14 protein-coding genes are annotated in these 17,616 nt (G+C 70.3%); 12 read left to right on the top strand and 2 right to left on the bottom strand.

What is annotated here, in order from left to right; all coding sequences use genetic code 11:
* Positions 1 to 43 precede the first annotated feature (43 nt).
* A complete protein-coding gene (locus ACF1AG_RS03230) occupies positions 44 to 751 on the top strand; it encodes an ATP-dependent Clp protease proteolytic subunit (protein ID WP_359606464.1) in 708 nt (235 codons plus the stop codon).
* Between the two features lie 182 nt (positions 752 to 933).
* A complete protein-coding gene (clpX, locus tag ACF1AG_RS03225) occupies positions 934 to 2,220 on the top strand; it encodes an ATP-dependent Clp protease ATP-binding subunit ClpX (RefSeq protein WP_024887532.1) in 1,287 nt (428 codons plus the stop codon).
* A 66-nt stretch (positions 2,221 to 2,286) separates the two neighbouring features.
* Here the strand turns inward: clpX and ACF1AG_RS03220 are convergent, their stop codons facing one another.
* Together ACF1AG_RS03220 and ACF1AG_RS03215 are read right to left on the bottom strand one after the other, a co-directional pair.
* Positions 2,287 to 3,240, bottom strand: coding sequence for a hypothetical protein (locus ACF1AG_RS03220; RefSeq protein ID WP_359602005.1), 954 nt, complete (start codon positions 3,238 to 3,240; stop codon positions 2,287 to 2,289).
* 37 nt (positions 3,241 to 3,277) lie between these two features.
* Complete coding sequence (locus ACF1AG_RS03215) at positions 3,278 to 4,324, bottom strand: hypothetical protein (protein WP_359602006.1); 1,047 nt, start codon at positions 4,322 to 4,324, stop codon at positions 3,278 to 3,280.
* Positions 4,325 to 4,460: 136 nt separating this feature from the next.
* Between ACF1AG_RS03215 and ACF1AG_RS03210 the strand changes: the two genes are divergently transcribed.
* From ACF1AG_RS03210 to rodA, 10 genes are all read left to right on the top strand, one after another.
* The gene (locus ACF1AG_RS03210) at positions 4,461 to 7,085 is read left to right on the top strand and encodes a valine--tRNA ligase (protein ID WP_359602007.1); all 2,625 of its coding nucleotides are present in this window, start codon (positions 4,461 to 4,463) and stop codon (positions 7,083 to 7,085) included.
* 143 nt (positions 7,086 to 7,228) lie between these two features.
* The gene (locus ACF1AG_RS03205; protein WP_359602008.1) at positions 7,229 to 8,284 is read left to right on the top strand and encodes an acyltransferase; all 1,056 of its coding nucleotides are present in this window, start codon (positions 7,229 to 7,231) and stop codon (positions 8,282 to 8,284) included.
* Positions 8,285 to 8,338: 54 nt separating this feature from the next.
* Complete coding sequence (locus ACF1AG_RS03200) at positions 8,339 to 9,859, top strand: folylpolyglutamate synthase/dihydrofolate synthase family protein (protein WP_359602009.1); 1,521 nt, start codon at positions 8,339 to 8,341, stop codon at positions 9,857 to 9,859.
* 6 nt (positions 9,860 to 9,865) lie between these two features.
* On the top strand, positions 9,866 to 10,216 hold the full coding sequence (locus tag ACF1AG_RS03195; protein ID WP_359602010.1) for a DUF4233 domain-containing protein: 351 nt from the start codon (positions 9,866 to 9,868) through the stop codon (positions 10,214 to 10,216).
* Between the two features lie 64 nt (positions 10,217 to 10,280).
* Positions 10,281 to 10,694: a nucleoside-diphosphate kinase gene (gene ndk / locus ACF1AG_RS03190; protein WP_359602011.1), complete on the top strand. Its 414-nt coding sequence runs from the start codon at positions 10,281 to 10,283 to the stop codon at positions 10,692 to 10,694.
* A 435-nt stretch (positions 10,695 to 11,129) separates the two neighbouring features.
* A complete protein-coding gene (locus ACF1AG_RS03185; RefSeq protein WP_359602012.1) occupies positions 11,130 to 12,149 on the top strand; it encodes a rod shape-determining protein in 1,020 nt (339 codons plus the stop codon).
* A gap of 167 nt (positions 12,150 to 12,316) precedes the next feature.
* Complete coding sequence (gene mreC, locus ACF1AG_RS03180) at positions 12,317 to 13,258, top strand: rod shape-determining protein MreC (protein ID WP_359753186.1); 942 nt, start codon at positions 12,317 to 12,319, stop codon at positions 13,256 to 13,258.
* A gap of 13 nt (positions 13,259 to 13,271) precedes the next feature.
* Positions 13,272 to 13,940 carry a rod shape-determining protein MreD gene (mreD, locus tag ACF1AG_RS03175; RefSeq protein ID WP_359602014.1) on the top strand — a complete coding sequence of 223 codons (669 nt, stop codon included), beginning with the start codon at positions 13,272 to 13,274 and terminating at the stop codon, positions 13,938 to 13,940.
* A gap of 114 nt (positions 13,941 to 14,054) precedes the next feature.
* The gene (mrdA, locus tag ACF1AG_RS03170) at positions 14,055 to 16,385 is read left to right on the top strand and encodes a penicillin-binding protein 2 (protein ID WP_391809254.1); all 2,331 of its coding nucleotides are present in this window, start codon (positions 14,055 to 14,057) and stop codon (positions 16,383 to 16,385) included.
* Positions 16,382 to 17,584 (top strand): rod shape-determining protein RodA, encoded by a 1,203-nt coding sequence (gene rodA / locus ACF1AG_RS03165; RefSeq protein ID WP_387794537.1) that lies wholly within the window; start codon positions 16,382 to 16,384, stop codon positions 17,582 to 17,584. The genes mrdA and rodA overlap by 4 nt, the downstream gene beginning before the upstream one ends.
* Positions 17,585 to 17,616: the final 32 nt, after the last annotated feature.

Genomic DNA, 17,616 nt, shown 5'->3' with positions numbered 1-17,616 from the left:
CAGCAGCCCCAGCCGACCGCCTCAGCCCCTTTCAGGAGACACCGTGAACGCATTCCCCGGCAGCGGGATCTACGACCGTATGCAGGCCGTGCAGGACATGTCCGGCTCGCAGGGCCGCTACACCGGTCCGCAGGCCGAGTCCCGTTACGTCATTCCGCGCTTCGTCGAGCGCACCTCCCAGGGCATCCGCGAGTACGACCCGTACGCGAAGCTCTTCGAGGAGCGTGTGATCTTCCTCGGCGTGCAGATCGACGACGCCTCCGCCAACGACGTCATGGCGCAGCTGCTGTGCCTGGAGTCGATGGACCCCGACCGGGACATCTCGGTCTACATCAACAGCCCCGGCGGCTCCTTCACCGCGCTCACCGCGATCTACGACACGATGCAGTACGTGAAGCCGGACATCCAGACGGTGTGCATGGGCCAGGCGGCCTCCGCCGCCGCCGTCCTGCTCGCCGCCGGCACGCCCGGCAAGCGCATGGCGCTGCCGAACGCCCGGGTGCTGATCCACCAGCCGTACAGCGAGACCGGCCGCGGTCAGGTCTCCGACCTGGAGATCGCCGCCAACGAGATCCTCCGCATGCGCACGCAGCTGGAGGACATGCTGGCCAAGCACTCCACCCGTCCGCTCGAGAAGATCCGCGAGGACATCGAGCGCGACAAGATCCTCACGGCCGAGGACGCGCTGGAGTACGGCCTGATCGACCAGATCATCACCACCCGGAAGATGGACAACTCCAGCCTGCGCTGATGCGGGGCTGGGGTGTAACGTCTGCCGCCCCTTGGCACGGTTTGGCACGGTCCACGTCAAAGTGAACCGTGCCAAGGGGGGCCCGGACGGGGGGCCAGGCAAGGTACCGTCGGACATAAGGCAGCACCAGGAGCCGTCGGACATTGATGTCCGGCGTCTCCCAGGCGAAGGGGAAGCACACCGTGGCACGCATCGGTGACGGCGGCGATCTGCTCAAGTGCTCGTTCTGCGGCAAGAGCCAGAAGCAGGTCAAGAAGCTCATCGCAGGGCCCGGTGTGTACATCTGCGACGAGTGCATCGATCTCTGCAACGAGATCATCGAGGAAGAGCTCGCCGAGACCAGCGAGGTGCGCTGGGAGGAGCTTCCCAAGCCCCGCGAGATCTACGAGTTCCTCGAGGGCTACGTGGTGGGCCAGGAGGCGGCCAAGAAGGCGCTCTCCGTCGCGGTCTACAACCACTACAAGCGGGTCCAGGCCGGGGAGAACGGCGGCGCCCAGGGCCGTGACGACGCCATCGAGCTGGCGAAGTCCAACATCCTGCTGCTGGGCCCCACGGGCTCCGGCAAGACCCTGCTGGCGCAGACCCTCGCCCGCATGCTGAACGTCCCGTTCGCGATCGCCGACGCCACGGCGCTCACCGAGGCCGGCTACGTCGGCGAGGACGTCGAGAACATCCTGCTCAAGCTGATCCAGGCGGCCGACTACGACGTCAAGAAGGCCGAGACCGGGATCATCTACATCGACGAGATCGACAAGGTCGCCCGGAAGAGCGAAAACCCGTCGATCACCCGGGACGTGAGCGGCGAGGGCGTGCAGCAGGCGCTGCTGAAGATCCTCGAGGGCACCACGGCCTCCGTGCCGCCGCAGGGCGGACGCAAGCACCCGCACCAGGAGTTCATCCAGATCGACACGACGAACGTGCTGTTCATCGTGGGCGGCGCCTTCGCCGGCCTGGAGAAGATCATCGAGGGCCGGGCGGGTGCCAAGGGCATCGGCTTCGGCGCGACGATCATCTCCAAGCAGGAGCGGGAGTCCAAGGACCAGTTCGAGGAGGTCATGCCGGAGGACCTGGTCAAGTTCGGCATGATCCCCGAGTTCATCGGCCGGCTCCCCGTCATCACCAGCGTGCACAACCTCGACCGCGAGGCCCTGCTGCAGATCCTGGTCGAGCCGCGTAACGCGCTGGTGAAGCAGTACCAGCGCCTGTTCGAACTCGACGGTGTGGAGCTTGACTTCGAGCGTGAGGCGCTGGAGGCGATCGCCGACCAGGCGATCCTGCGCCAGACCGGCGCCCGCGGCCTGCGCGCCATCATGGAGGAGGTCCTCCAGGGTGTGATGTACGAGGTGCCGTCCCGCAAGGACGTCGCCCGCGTGGTCATCACCGCCGACGTGGTGCTCTCCAACGTCAACCCGACGCTCATCCCGCGCGACTCCCGCGGCCGCGGCTCGGGCGAGCAGAAGACGGCGTAACCCCGGCACACGGAAAGGGCGTCCGGCGCACTGCGCCGGACGCCCTTTCCGTATGCGTGGAGGCGCCTACTCGGCGACCCGCACGTCCTTGCGCACGTCGGCGGCCAGGCCCGCGGACTCGTCGAGCGAGTAGGTCTTGCCGGTGGCGGTCGGCTCGACCACGGCGAGCGTGCTGTAGTCGGCCCACACGCACATGAAGGTCGTCTGCTCCTTCTTGGTGACCGGGTGCGTGGTCTCGGCCTCCTGGCACTTCATCACGGCGCCGTCCAGCCCGTCGGGCGACACCGACTCGGGCTCGCCGACCAGCTTGACCTTCTTGTCGTCGGTGTTCTTGTGCATCTGCGTGAACATCACGTCGAGGGCCTTCTCCGGGTCCTCGACCTTGCCGTAGACGCCGAAGTACGTGATGTTCTCCGCGCTCTGCAGCTTCGCCAGGTCCTCCGGGTCCTCGGGGTTCAGCTTCGTGAGGTCGGTGGTGGAGTAGACGGCGCCGACCGAGGTGGCGTCGCTCACCCCGGCCTTCGCCAGGTCCTTCTCGTCGCTGGAACTGGCCGACTCCTCCTGGGCCGGGCCCTGGCGGTCGTACTTGTCCGAGAGGACCGACGCGGGCGCGGTCAGCTTGTGCGGGCCGTCGTCCTCCAGGCCGCCGGCGCCCCCGCCGCCGCCGATCAGGAAGTAGGCGCCCACGCCGATGGCCGCGACGACCGCGACGGCGCCGACGATGATCCCGGCCTTCTTGCCCCCGCCACCGCCGGAGGCGGGGGGCTGGGGCGGCATGCCGTACTGGGGCTGCTGGCCGTAGGGCGGCTGCTGCGGCGGGACGCCCGGGTGTCCCGGCTGGCCGGGCTGCTGCGGGTAGCCGTAACCGGGCTGGCCGGGCGGGGGCTGCTGGGGGTACCCGTAGCCGGGCTGCGGCTGGGGCGGGGTCTGCGGCTGCTGGCCGTACGGTCCCGGCTGCTGGCCGTACGGTCCGGGCTGCTGGGGCTGCCCGCCGTACGGGCCCGGCTGGTTGAAGCTCATGACTGGGTTCCCCCTCGTGTTCGCTGCTGCGGTGCCGTCAGACCTTGACGCGGATCTGCTCGCGGAGCTTGGTGGTGAGGTCGACCGCAGTGTCCTTGCCGACCCCCGTGCCGGCGTTGTCGCCGGGCGAGACCATGCCGACCGTGCTGCGGTCGGCCCAGGCGCAGAACCAGTCCGTCGACTCCTTCTTGGTGAGCGCGTTGGTGCTCTTCGTCGACTGGCACTTGGCCACCGTACCGGCGATCTCGACCACCTCGGGCTCGCCGACGAGCTCCGCGTTCTCCGTGCCCCCGGTGTTCTGCTCGGCGCTCTCCTCCACCTGCTCCTGGATGTTGGAGAAGAACTTGTCCAGCGTCTTCTGGGGGTCGGCGATCTCGCCGTAACCGCCCACCATGGTGATGCCCTTGGCGGTCAGCAGTTCCGACTGGTCGGGGAAGTCGCCCGCGGTGCTCGGGTCGGCCGGGTCGTAGTTCCCGAAGTCGGCGGTGGACCACTGGCCGAGGATGGCGGTGCCGTTCCTGACCCCGCTCTTCTCCATGTCCTTCGCGGTCTTCGAGCCGCTCTCCTCGGAGCCGTCACCGAACCGCTGGTAGTCGCCCAGCACGGTCTTCGGCACGGTCAGCTTGTGCGGACCGTCGTCCGTCAGGCCCGACGCGGTGCTGCCGCCGTCGCCACCGATGAGGAGGTACGCGCCGACGCCGATGGCCGTGACGACCGCGACGGCGCCCACGACGATCGCGGCCACCTTGCCGCCGCCACCGCCGGAGGCGGGGGGCTGGGGCGGCATGCCGTACTGGGGCTGCCCGTGCGGGGGCTGCTGTCCGTACTGCGGCTGTCCGTACTGCGGCTGCTGCGGCGGCACCCCGGGGTGCTGCTGCGGGTAGCCGTACCCGGGTGAGCCGGGCGAGGGCGTCTGCTGCGGGTAGCCGTAACCGGGCTGGGCCGGCGGGGGCGTCTGCTGGGGGTAGCCGTAGCCGTAGCCGGGCTGCGGGTTCTGCGGCTGTCCGCCGTAAGGTCCCTGCTGTCCGTACGGACCGGGCTGCTGCGGCTGCCCGCCGTACGGCCCCGGCTGCTGGTGACTCATGACTCGGTTCCCCTCGAGACGCTCAACTTCTGCTGACATCCTGGCTCAGAGTCAACGACTCCAGACCGGCGGGGGTCGCACCGTTACAAACGAAACGCGTTTCGGGACACCACCGTGACGCCTCTAAACTGGGCGCGTGACCGACAACGCTCAGCAGCAGCCACCAGCGCCCACGACCGAACTGCCGACCCAGTACGCGCCGGCCGACGTAGAGGGGCCGCTGTACGAGCGCTGGGTGGAGCGGGGTTACTTCGAGGCGGACGCGAAGAGCGACAAGCCGCCCTACACCATCGTCATCCCCCCGCCGAACGTCACCGGCAGCCTGCACCTGGGCCACGCCTTCGAGCACACGCTGATCGACGCCCTCACGCGCCGCAAGCGCATGCAGGGGTACGAGACGCTGTGGCAGCCCGGCATGGACCACGCCGGCATCGCCACGCAGAACGTGGTCGAGCGGGAGCTCGCCAAGGAGGGCAAGTCCCGCCACGACCTGGGCCGCGAGGCGTTCGTCGAGCGCGTCTGGAAGTGGAAGGCGGAGTCCGGCGGCCAGATCGGCGGCCAGATGCGCCGCCTCGGCGACGGCGTCGCCTGGACGCGTGAGCGTTTCACCATGGACGAGGGGCTGTCCCAGGCCGTCCAGACCATCTTCAAGCGGCTCTACGACGACGAGCTGATCTACCGCGCCGAGCGCATCATCAACTGGTGCCCGCGCTGTCTGACCGCGATCTCCGACATCGAGGTCAACTACCAGGACGACGACGGCGAGCTCGTCTCCATGAAGTACGGCGAGGGCGACGAGACGATCGTCGTCGCCACGACCCGCGCGGAGACGATGCTCGGCGACACGGCCGTCGCCGTCCATCCCGAGGACGAGCGCTACAGGCACCTCGTCGGCAAGCTGATCAAGCTGCCGCTGACCGACCGCTCCATCCCGGTCGTCGCCGACGAGCACGTCGACCCCGAGTTCGGCACCGGCGCCGTCAAGGTGACCCCGGCCCACGACCCGAACGACTTCGAGATCGGCCAGCGCCACGACCTGCCGTCCATCGCCGTGATGGACGAGCACGCCGTCATCACCGCGCACGGCCCCTTCCAGGGCCTGGACCGCCTCGAGGCCCGCTCCGCCATCGTCGCCGCGCTGCGCGCCGAGGGCCGGATCGTCGCCGAGAAGCGCCCCTACGTCCACTCCGTCGGCCACTGCTCGCGGTGCAGCACCACCATCGAGCCGCGGCTGTCCATGCAGTGGTGGGTCAAGGTCGGCCCGCTCGCCAAGGCCGCCGGTGACGCGGTCCGCGACGGCCGCGTCAAGATCCACCCGCAGGAGATGGAGAAGCGCTACTTCGACTGGGTCGACAACCTCCACGACTGGTGCATCTCGCGGCAGTTGTGGTGGGGCCACCGGATCCCCGTCTGGTACGGGCCGGACGGCGAGGTCGTCTGCGTCGGACCGGACGAGGAGCCGCCGAGCGGCGAGGGCTGGCGCCAGGACTCCGACGTCCTCGACACCTGGTTCTCCTCCGGCCTGTGGCCGTTCTCCACGCTGGGCTGGCCCGAGCAGACCGAGTCGCTCGCGAAGTTCTACCCGAACTCCGTCCTGCTCACCGGCTACGACATCCTCTTCTTCTGGGTCGCCCGGATGATGATGTTCGGCCTCTACGCGATGGACGGCACCCCGCCGTTCCACACCATCGCCCTGCACGGCATGGTCCGTGACCAGAACGGCAAGAAGATGTCCAAGTCCTTCGGGAACGTGGTCAACCCGCTGGACTGGATGGACAAGTACGGCTCCGACGCGCTCCGCTTCACCCTGGCGCGCGGCGCCAACCCGGGCGTCGACGTGCCGATCGGCGAGGACTGGGTCCAGGGCTCGCGGAACTTCGCCAACAAGATCTGGAACGCCACGCGCTTCGCGCTGATGAACGGCGCCACGGTCGAGGGCCCGCTGCCGGACGCGTCGAAGATGTCGCCCACCGACCGCTGGATCCTGTCCCGGCTGAACTCCGTCGTCGCCGAGGTCGACGCGTACTACGACGACTACCAGTTCGCCAAGCTGTCGGACGCGCTGTTCCACTTCGCCTGGGACGAGGTCTTCGACTGGTACGTCGAGCTGTCCAAGACGACGTTCCAGGCGGGCGGCGAGCCGGCCGAGGTCAGCAAGCGCGTCCTCGGCGAGGTCCTCGACGTCACGCTGCGGCTGCTGCACCCGGTGGTCCCGTTCGTCACCGAGACCCTGTGGACGACGCTGACCGGCGGCGAGTCCGTCGTCATCGCCGACTGGCCGGCCGACAGCGGCTTCCGCGACGAGGCCGCCGAGCGGGAGATCGGGACGCTCCAGTCGGTGATCACCGAGGTCCGCCGGTTCCGCGCCGACCAGGGCCTCCAGCCCGGCCAGCGGGTCCCGGCCCGGCTCACCCTGGACGGGACCGCCCTCGCCGCGCACGAGCCGGCCATCCGCCAGCTGCTGCGCCTCCAGCCCGAGGGCGACTCCTTCACGGCGACCGCGACCCTGCCCGTCGCCGGTGTCGAGGTCGCACTGGACCTGTCCGGCGTGATCGACGTCGCAGCCGAGCGCAAGCGGCTCGCCAAGGACCTCGCCGCCGCCGAGAAGGAGAAGACCCAGGCGACGGCGAAGCTCGGCAACGAGGCGTTCCTGGCCAAGGCCCCGGACCACGTCGTCGACAAGATCCGCACGCGGCTCGCCAAGGCGGAGGAGGACATCGTCCGCATCCGCACCCAGCTCGAGCGGCTGCCCCAGGCCTGATCACGGGCTCGCGGCTCGAACGGCCCCCGACCGGTACCCACCGGCCGGGGGCCGTTCACGTCGTGGTGGGGACCTCGTAACCCGGCAGAGGGAACCTGCGGAACCGCCCGCCGCAGGATCCCGCCGCCAGGAGCGCCCCGCCGATGCCCTCTCCCGCGTCCCCCGCCGCCGTGCCGTCCGCCGCCCGGGACACGCCGGACCGCACCCCCGGCCGGGAACGGCGTCACGACATCGACCTGCTGCGCGTGCTGTGCACCGCCGCCGTGGTCCTGGTGCACGCCTCCGCCGAGTTCATCGACGCGGGCCACCGCACCACCGGCATCCTCGGCGACACGGCCGGACGGTTCGCGGTGCCGGTGTTCTTCGCCATGGCCGGCTGGGCCGCGCTGTCCGGCGCTCCCGTGGCCGACGAGACCCGCCTGCTGTCCCGGCTCGGCCGGATCCTGCGCCCGATGGCCGTGTGGACCGCCCTCTACCTGCTGTGCGCGTACCTCACCGGCGCATCCGGCGCCGGCACGGGCGAGGAGGCGGCGCGGGCGCTCCTCGGCTCCGTCGAGGCGGCCTTCCACCTCTGGTACCTGTACGCCTACGTCCCGCTGCTCCTGCTGCTCGGCGTCCTGGTGCTGGTGGTGCGCCGGCGCACCCTGCCCCACAGGTCCCTGGCGCTGCTCGTCGTCCTCGCGGTCGCGCCCGCGCTCGCCGGGGACGTGCGGGAGATCACCGGCTGGGCCCCGCCCGACTGGGGCTGGTCGGTGCCGCTGTCCACGGTGGTGTACGCGGTGGCGGGCGCCGTCCTGCTCACCGCTCCGCGCCTCGGACCGAGGGCGCTGTGGGCCGCGGGCGCGGCCGTCGCGTTCGCCGCCCTCGCCGTGTACCAGCTCACGGTGCGCCACCCCGCCGCGTACGGGGGCGTGGCCGTCGCCGCCCTGACCTTCGCGGTGATCGGCACGGTGGCCGGGGTGCGGGTGCCGGAGCGGGTGCGGCCGCTGGTGGCGAGACTGTCGGACGCGTCGTTCGGGACGTACCTGGTGCATCTGCTGTTGGTGCGGCTGCTGGTGGCGCCGGTCGCCGGGCGGCTGCCGGACGGTCCCTGGGCGCCGGCCGCGCTGGCCGTGACCGCGGTGGCGGCGGCCACGCTGTCCTTCGCCGTGAGCCTGCTGTGGGGGCGGCGGCCCGGCCGGCGGAAGTGGCTCGGCTGACGCCGCGCCGGGGTGTGCGGGGGACCACCCGCGCCGCTCCGTAGACTGGGGACCGTGAGCGAGCGCCCAGATTCAGCAGGTCCCGACCCCGACGACGCCTTCGACGAGTTCGAGGAGCTCGTGGAGGAGGAGACCCGCCGCGACCCCGACCTCGCGGTGATCGAGGCAGGCAGCCGTACGCTGCGCACCCAGGGCGGCCCGCCGCAGTCGGACGTCCCGGCTCGCCCCGACGACCCCGAGGTCGACAAGGCCCTGCGCGAGGTGGAGGCGGAGCTCGCCACCCGCTGGGGCGAGACCAAGCTCGAGCCGTCGGTGGACCGCATCGCCGCCCTGATGGACGTCCTGGGCGAGCCGCAGCGCACCTACCCCTCGATCCACATCACCGGCACCAACGGCAAGACCTCCACCGCCCGCATGATCGAGGCACTGCTCGGCGCCTTCGACCTGCGCACCGGCCGCTACACCTCCCCGCACGTCCAGTCGGTCACCGAGCGGATCAGCCTGGACGGGGCGCCCGTCTCCGCCGAGCGGTTCGTCGAGACGTACCAGGACGTCAAGCCGTACGTGGAGATGGTCGACGCCGCGCAGGAGTACCGGCTGTCCTTCTTCGAGGTGCTGACCGGCATGGCGTACGCCGCCTTCGCCGACGCGCCCGTGGACGTGGCCGTCGTCGAGGTCGGCATGGGCGGCACCTGGGACGCGACGAACGTCATCGACGCCGGCGTCGCCGTGGTGACGCCGATCGACCTGGACCACACCGACCGGCTCGGCGGCTCGCCCGGCGAGATCGCCGGCGAGAAGGCCGGCGTGATCAAGCCGCAGGCGACGGTCGTCATGGCGCAGCAGCCGGTGGACGCGGCGCAGGTGCTGCTGAAGAAGGCCGTCGAACTGGACGCCACCGTGGCCCGCGAGGGCCTGGAGTTCGGCGTCCTGGACCGGCAGGTCGCCGTCGGCGGTCAGCTGATGACGCTGCGCGGGCTGGGCGGCGAGTACACCGAGGTGTTCCTGCCGCTGCACGGCTCCCACCAGGCGCACAACGCGGCGGTCGCCCTCGCGGCCGTCGAGGCGTTCTTCGGCGTCGGCGCCCAGCGTGCCGAGCCGCTCGACATCGACACCGTGCGCCGGGCCTTCGCCTCCGTCGCCTCGCCGGGCCGGATGGAGGTCGTGCGCCGTTCGCCGACCGTCGTGCTGGACGCCGCGCACAACCCGGCGGGCGCGCGGGCCGCGGCCGCCGCGATCGGCGAGGCCTTCCAGTTCAGCAACCTCGTCGGCGTGGTCGGCGCGAGCGGCGACAAGAACGTGCGCGAACTGCTGGAGGCGTTCGAGCCGGTCTTCGCCGAGATCGTCGTCACCCAGAACTCCAGCCACCGCGCGATGGAAGCGGACGCCCTCGCCGCGATCGCCGTCGAGGTGTTCGGGGAGGATCGCGTGCAGGTCGAGCCGCGGCTGCCGGACGCCCTGGAGGCCGCGATCACGCTGGCCGAGGAGGAGGGCGAGTTCGCCGGGGGCGGTGTGCTCGTCACCGGTTCCGTCATCACGGTCGGCGAGGCCCGGCTGCTCCTGGGGAAGGGCTGACATCCCGTGCGTACGCTCTGTTCTTCGACGCTGATCGGCGAGTTCTTCGTCATCGGGTTCGCCGGTCTCGTCGCCATGAAGCAGCCCGACCTGTCGACCGGCACGGTGTGGACGGTCTGCGGCATCGCGATGTTCCTGTCCGTCGTGCTGTGCGGGATGGTCGGCAGGCCGGGCGGGGTCGCACTCGGCTGGGCGCTGCAGATCGCGCTCATCGCTTCCGGCGTGTTCGTCCCGATGATGTTCTTCCTTGGCGCGGTGTTCGCGCTGCTGTGGTGGGCGTCGGTGCACTTCGGGCGAAAGGTGGACGAGGCGAAGGCCCGTTTCGCCGCACAGGCGGAACAGCCCGACACTGCGTGACGGGCCGTCCGACACGCCCGGTAATCTCGGTGCCCCGCACCATTTGACCCGCAAGGAGCCCGCAGTGAGCCAGCGCACCCTCGTCCTCCTCAAGCCCGACGCCGTCCGTCGTGGCCTGACCGGCGAGATCATCAGCCGCATCGAGCGCAAGGCCGGCTGGAAGATCACCGCGCTGGAGCTGCGCACCCTGGACCAGGACACGCTGGAGCAGCACTACGGGGAGCACAAGGGCAAGCCCTTCTACGAGCCGCTGGTGGAATTCATGGCGTCCGGTCCGGTCGTCGCGATGATCGTCGAGGGCGAGCGGGTCGTCGAGGGCCTGCGCCGGCTGGCCGGACCGACCGACCCGATCGCCGCCGCCCCGGGCTCCATCCGCGGTGACTTCGGCGTCATCGTCCGCGAGAACCTGATCCACGCGTCCGACTCGGAGGAGTCCTCCGCGCGCGAGATCAAGATCTTCTTCCCGGGCCGCGCCTGAGCGTCCCGACGCGCGCCGGTCGCGGCCGTGACCGGCGTGCCCGTCCTTCCGGGCGATCCCCGACGGTGACCCGGTGCGGCCGTGCGGACACGCGGGGAATCCGCCGCGCGCGGGCGTGTCGCCGCGACGAAATCCGCGCATAACGATCACGTCGCGGACACGGCCCGGTTGTTTGTCGTACCTCGCATGGTCTGAGAGCTTTGACCTCGGGCCTTTTCTGGCATATGCACGGCGTTCGGGGGAACGGATGCCCCCGTTGGCCCGTCTCCAAAGGCAGGGCGACGCGCCATCTGATGACAATGGCGAAGACCCTCGCACAGTGTGCGCGAAGGCACGTCTACCATGGACGCCATCGCGTCACCGCACCCACCTCGCCGACCTGAAAAGCCCTCAAAAGCTCGTGGGAAGGCCAGACGAATCCTGATGGGGAACTCAATGTCGTTCATCGGCCGTGACATGGCTGTCGACCTCGGGACCGCCAACACGCTGGTGTACGTCAGGGGTCGCGGAATCGTACTCAACGAGCCGTCCGTCGTCGCGATCAACACCAACACCGGTGGCATCCTCGCGGTCGGTGCCGAAGCGAAGAAGATGATCGGACGCACGCCGGGCAACATCGTCGCCGTGCGCCCGCTGAAGGACGGCGTCATCGCCGACTTCGAGATCACCGAGCGGATGCTCCGCTACTTCATCCTGAAGATCCACAAGCGGCGGTATCTGGCTCGTCCGCGGGTCGTCGTCTGCGTGCCCTCCGGCATCACGGGCGTCGAGCGCCGCGCCGTCATCGAGGCGTCGTCCCAGGCCGGCGCCCGTCAGGTGCACATCATCGAGGAGCCCATGGCGGCCGCCATCGGCTCAGGACTGCCGGTCCACGAGGCCACCGGCAACATGGTGGTGGACATCGGCGGCGGCACGACGGAGGTCGCGGTCATCTCCCTCGGAGGCATCGTCACCGCCCAGTCCATCCGCGTCGCCGGTGACGAGCTGGACAACGCCATCATCCAGCACATCAAGAAGGAGTACTCGCTCCTGCTGGGTGAGCGGACGGCGGAACAGATCAAGATCACGATCGGTTCGGCGTACGACCTCGACACCGACGAGCACACCGAAATCCGTGGCCGGGACCTCGTCTCCGGACTGCCGAAGACCGTGGTGGTCTCCGCCGCCGAGGTGCGCAAGGCGATCGAGGAACCGGTCAACGCGATCGTGGACGCGGTCAAGACGACCCTCGACAAGTGCCCGCCCGAGCTGTCCGGCGACATCATGGACCGCGGCATCGTGCTGACCGGCGGCGGCGCCCTGCTGCGCGGCCTCGACGAGCGGCTGCGCCGGGAGACCGGCATGCCGATCCACATCGCCGAGGACCCGCTGGACAGTGTGGCGCTCGGCTCCGGCAAGTGCGTCGAGGAGTTCGAGGCGCTGCAGCAAGTCCTGGACGCTGCTCCCCGCCGATGACTCACCGCCACGACTCCGCCGCACGGGACCTTCCCTCCTGTGCGGCGGAGCGCTGGTGTCGAGGGGCGGTCCGGGCGGTGACGTCCCGAAGACCCCTCGCGCTACCTGACACCTGAACAGAAACCACCTCATACCCGTTCTCGACGAGGAAGGCACGGCCGCCGCACGTGAGGGACACGAAAGAGAGCCGGCTGCTCCTGGTGCTGCTGATCGCCATCGCGTTCGCGCTGATCACGGTGGACATCCGCGGCGGGGAGGATTCGCCGGTCGACGGTGCCCGCCAGGCGGCGGCGTCGGTCTTCGGCCCGATCGAGAACGGCGTGTCCGGCGCGGTCGACCCGATCGGCAACGCCGTCACCGCCGTCCGCGAGTCCGGCGACCGCCACGACCGGCTCGCCCAGCTGGAACGGGAGAACGCGGCGCTCAAGGCCGAACTCGGCAGCGACGACCGCACCCGCAGCCGCCTCAAGCAGCTCGACAAGCTGCTCGGCGTCGCCGGCAAGGGCCAGTACGGCATCAAGGGCGCGCAGGTCATCGCCATAGGAGCGGCCCAGGGCTTCTCCTGGACCATCACCATCGACGCCGGCGCCGAGGACGGCATCAAGCGCGACATGACCGTCCTCAACGGCGACGGCCTGGTCGGCCGCGTCACCACCGTCGGCCCGGGCACCGCCACCGTGCTGCTCGCCAGCGACCCCGACTTCACCGTCGGCACCCGCATGGAGGCGGGCGACGAACTCGGCTTCGCCTCGGGCCAGGGCGACCGCCCGCTGCGCGTCGAACTGCTCAACGGCAAGGCGGAGATCAAGAAGGGCGACCGGCTGGTCACCTTCGGCTCGCAGGCCGACAAGCCGTTCGTGCCGGGCGTCCCCGTAGGAGTCGTCTCCCGCGTCGACCCCTCCGGCGGCGACCTGACTCGCACCCTGTACGTCACGCCGTTCGTCAACTTCAGCAAGCTGGACGTGGTCGGCGTCGTCGTGCAGGCGCCGAAGAAGGACCCCCGCGACACGGTGCTGCCCGCGAAGCCCAAGCCGACCCCGACGCCGACCGTGACCGTCACCGTCACGCCCTCGGCGCCCGCCGGCGGTCCCGACCAGCCAGAGCAGTAGGAGCTGTCACCCCATGCGCGTCAACCGGATCCTGCTCTCCAGCTCGCTGATCGTCGTCGCCCTCGTCCTCCAGGTGAGCGTCCTCGCCCGCCTCCACCTCCCGGGCGCCGTCCCCGACTTGCTGCTGCTCGTCGTCCTCGGACTCGCCCTGGTCTACGGCCACGTCGGCGGCGCCCTCGTCGGCTTTGCCGCCGGCCTCCTCGCCGACCTCGCGCCGCCCGCCGACCACGCCGCCGGGCGCTACGCCCTAGTCCTGTGCGTCATCGGCTACCTCGCCGGACTCGTCAAACCCGAGAGCGGGCAGGTGAAGACGGCGGCCGGACCGATGCTCGTGGTGGTCGCCGCCGCCGTCGGCTCCACCCTGCTCTACGCCGGCGTCGGCGCCCTCGTCGGCGACACCGCGGCCCGTCATGTCGGCCTCAGCAGCCTGCTGTTCACCGCCGCCCTGTACGACCTGCTGCTCGCGCCCTTCGTGGTGCCGGGCGTGATGGCCCTCGCGCGGCGCGCCGAGAACGACCCGCTCGCCGAGACCGGATCCGGCAGGTCCGGCGACATCTCCTCGGGCTGGCTGTCCGGCGGCACCGGCCTGCGCATCGGCGGCCAGCGCAACGGCCTGCGGGTCAAGGCCGCCCGCGCCCGCTCCGCCCGCGCCGGACGCATCAAGGGGGTCAAGCGCCTGTGACCTCCCGAAACTTCACCGGTACGGGTGAACGCTGCTGGAACGCACGTCCACCGGCCGGTCGTTCACCACTTGTCACCATCCGCACGCACGCGCTCTGAGAGGGGAGGAAGCAGCGTGACCAACATCCCCGAGACCGGCCGCAGCACACGCGTCCAGGTCCGGCTCGTCGTCATCCAGGTCCTCGTCATCTCCCTGCTCGGCACCCTCGGCGGACGGCTGTGGTACCTCCAGATCCGCGAGGGCGACCAGTACGCCAAGGAGGCCTCCGGCAACCACGTGCAGCAGGTCGTCCAGCCCGCCGTGCGCGGCTCCATCCTCGACGCCCGCGGCGTGCCCCTCGCGGACAACGAGACGCGACTGGTCGTCTCCGCCTCCCGCACGGACCTCATGAAGATGGAGGACGACGGCAAGGCGGTCCTCACCAAGCTGGCCGGCGTCCTCGGCATGAAGCCCGAGGACGTCATGATGAAGGTCCGGCTGTGCAACGCCGAGACCCCCCAGCCCTGCTGGAACGGCTCGCCGTACCAGCCGATCCCCATCACCGACGAGGCCACGCCCAAGCAGGCCCTGCAGATCCGCGAGCGCGCCGAGGACTTCCCCGGCATCACCGCCGAGCCCCAGGCGCTGCGCCGCTACCCGGGCCCCGGCAAGGCCAACACCGCCCAGGTCCTCGGCTACCTCTCGCCGGTCACCGACGAGGAGATCCAGCAGGCCCAGGACACCGACTCGCCCTACCTGCGCTCCGACATGGTCGGCCGCTCCGGCCTGGAGCGGCAGTACGACAAGCAGCTGCGCGGCAAGGCCGGCGTCACCCGTTACGAGGTCGACAAGCTCGGCCGCGTCCTCGGCCAGGCCGAGGCCGACCCCGCCGAGCCCGGCGCCAACCTCGTCACCAGCATCGACTCCCGCGTGCAGCGCATCGCCGAGTACGAGCTGAACGAGGCGATGAAGGAGGCCCGCAAGCAGCACGACCGCAACACCGGTCGGAACTACGAGGCCGACTCCGGCGCCGTCGTCGTCATGGAGGCCAAGACCGGCCGCGTCGTCGCCATGGCCTCCAACCCGACCTACGACCCCAACGCCTGGGTCGGCGGCATCTCCGCCAAGGACTACGCCCAGCTCACGGGCAAGAAGTCCAACTACCCGCTGCTGAACCGCGCCATCCAGGGCCTGTCGGCGCCCGGCTCCATCTTCAAGGTGATCCCGACGGCCGCCGCCATCAAGGCCGGCTACTCCTTCGAGGGCCCCTACAACTGCTCCAGCTCGTACTCCATCGGCGGCCAGGTCTTCAAGAACTTCGAGTCGCAGAACCACGGCCCGATCAGCCTCGGCCGGGCGCTCGAGGTCTCCTGCGACACCGTCTTCTACTCCCTCTCCCACGAGGAGTGGAAGCGCGACGGCGGCAACAAGCCGAAGAAGGACGCCAACGACTGGTTCTACAAGACCGCCCACCAGTTCGGCCTCGGCAAGGAGACCGGCATCGACCTGCCCAACGAGGTCACCGGCCGCGTCCCCGACCGCCAGTGGAAGGCCGACTACTGGAAGGCCAACAAGGACGCCTGGTGCAAGTACGGCAAGAAGGGCGGCAGCTACGCCGAGCAGATCGCCTACGAGAACTGCCTCGAAGGCAACCGCCTGCGCGCCGGTGACTCGGTGAACTACTCCATCGGCCAGGGCGACACGATGGTCACGCCCATCCAGATGGCCACCATCTACGCGGCCCTCTCCAACGGCGGCACGCTGTACGACCCGACCGTCGGCAAGGCCGTCATCAGCCCCGACGGCAAGACCGTCAGGGAGATCGAGCCCAAGGCGCACGGCAAGCTGCCCACGTCGAAGAAGATGCTCAAGCAGATAGACGAAGCCCTCGAGGGAGTCGCCACCCGCGGAACGGCCGCGTGGCGGTTCGGGGGCTGGCCGCAGGACAAGATCCCGATGCACGCCAAGACCGGTACGGCCGAGGTGTACGGCAAGCAGACCACCTCGTGGTTCGCCACCTACACCGAGGACTACTCGATCGTGATGACGATCTCCCAGGGTGGTACCGGTTCCGGCGCCTCGGGCCCCGCCGTGCGCAACATCTACAACGCCCTCTACGGCGTGTCCGAGGACGGCGAGATCGACAACAAGAAGGCGCTGCTGCCCGAGCCGCAGAAGACCCTTCCCAAGGTCCGCACGGACGGCACCGTCACCTCTCCGAAGATCGCCAAGGACTTCGCCAAGGAGTTCCGCTCCTCGCCCTCGCCCGACGCCGAGGCCACCACCCCGCAGGGCGACGACCCGGCCGACCCGCAGCAGGCGGGCACGACCCCGTCGCCGGAGAACACCAACCGCGACACCCGCCGAGGACGACGCCGGGGCGGCGGCCCCGGCCGCGGCGGGGGACGCCCGGGCCGCCGCGCCCCCCGGCCGCGCGCGGCACGCCCGGAGAGGACGGCGTCATGACCGGCGGCGTCAACAGCTTCCAGGTCTCCGGATACGGACCCGAGCGGACCGGCTGGACACGGGTGTTCGCCCGCGACGGCCTGGCCCGCCGGCTGGACTGGCCGATACTGCTCGCGGCGCTCGCCCTGTCCCTGCTGGGTTCGCTGCTGGTCTACTCGGCCACCCGCAACCGCACCGAGCTGAACCAGGGCGACCCGTACTACTTCCTGGTCCGGCACTGGCTGAACACCGGCATCGGCGTCGCCCTGATGATCGGCGCGATCTGGCTCGGCCACCGCGGGCTGCGCACGGCGGTCCCCCTGCTGTACGGCGCCTCGGTGTTCCTGATCCTGCTGGTGCTCACCCCGCTGGGCTCCACGATCAACGGCGCCCACTCCTGGATCAAGCTGCCCGGCGGCTTCTCCCTCCAGCCCTCGGAGTTCGTGAAGATCACGATCATCCTGGGCATGGCGATGCTGCTGGCGGCACGGGTCGACGCGGGCGACAAGCCCTACCCCGACCACCGCACGGTGCTGCAGGCGCTCGGCCTCGCCGTCGTGCCGATGCTGATCGTGATGCTCATGCCCGACCTCGGGTCGGTCATGGTGATGGTCATCATCGTGCTCGGCGTGCTGCTCGCCTCGGGGGCCTCCAACCGCTGGATCTTCGGCCTGCTCGGCGCGGGCGCGGCCGGCGCGATCACCGTCTGGCAGCTCGGGATCCTCGACGAGTACCAGATCAACCGCTTCGCCGCGTTCGCCAACCCGGAGCTCGACCCGGCCGGCGTCGGCTACAACACCAACCAGGCCCGCATCGCCATCGGCTCCGGCGGACTGACCGGCTCCGGCCTCTTCCAGGGCTCGCAGACCACCGGCCAGTTCGTCCCCGAGCAGCAGACCGACTTCGTCTTCACGGTCGCCGGCGAGGAACTGGGCTTCGTCGGCGGCGCGCTGATCATCGGCCTGCTCGGCATCATCCTCTGGCGCGCCTGCCGCATCGCCCGCGACACCACCGACCTCTACGGCACCATCGTCGCAGCGGGCATCGTCGCCTGGTTCGCCTTCCAGACCTTCGAGAACATCGGCATGACCCTGGGCATCATGCCGGTCACCGGTCTGCCGCTGCCGTTCGTGTCCTACGGCGGTTCCTCGATGTTCGCGGTATGGCTGGCGATAGGGCTGCTGCAGTCGATCCGGATGCAGCGCCCCATGTCCGCCTGACACCGGGCCCCGCCTCACCGGGGTGGAGCGGC

The sequence above is a fragment of the Streptomyces sp. NPDC014764 genome (assembly GCF_043082785.1).
In the GTDB taxonomy this organism is placed as follows: Bacteria; Actinomycetota; Actinomycetes; order Streptomycetales; family Streptomycetaceae; genus Streptomyces; species Streptomyces althioticus.
The sequence above is the reverse complement of the archived record's forward strand: the minus strand, read 5'-3'. Positions and strand labels throughout refer to the sequence as shown.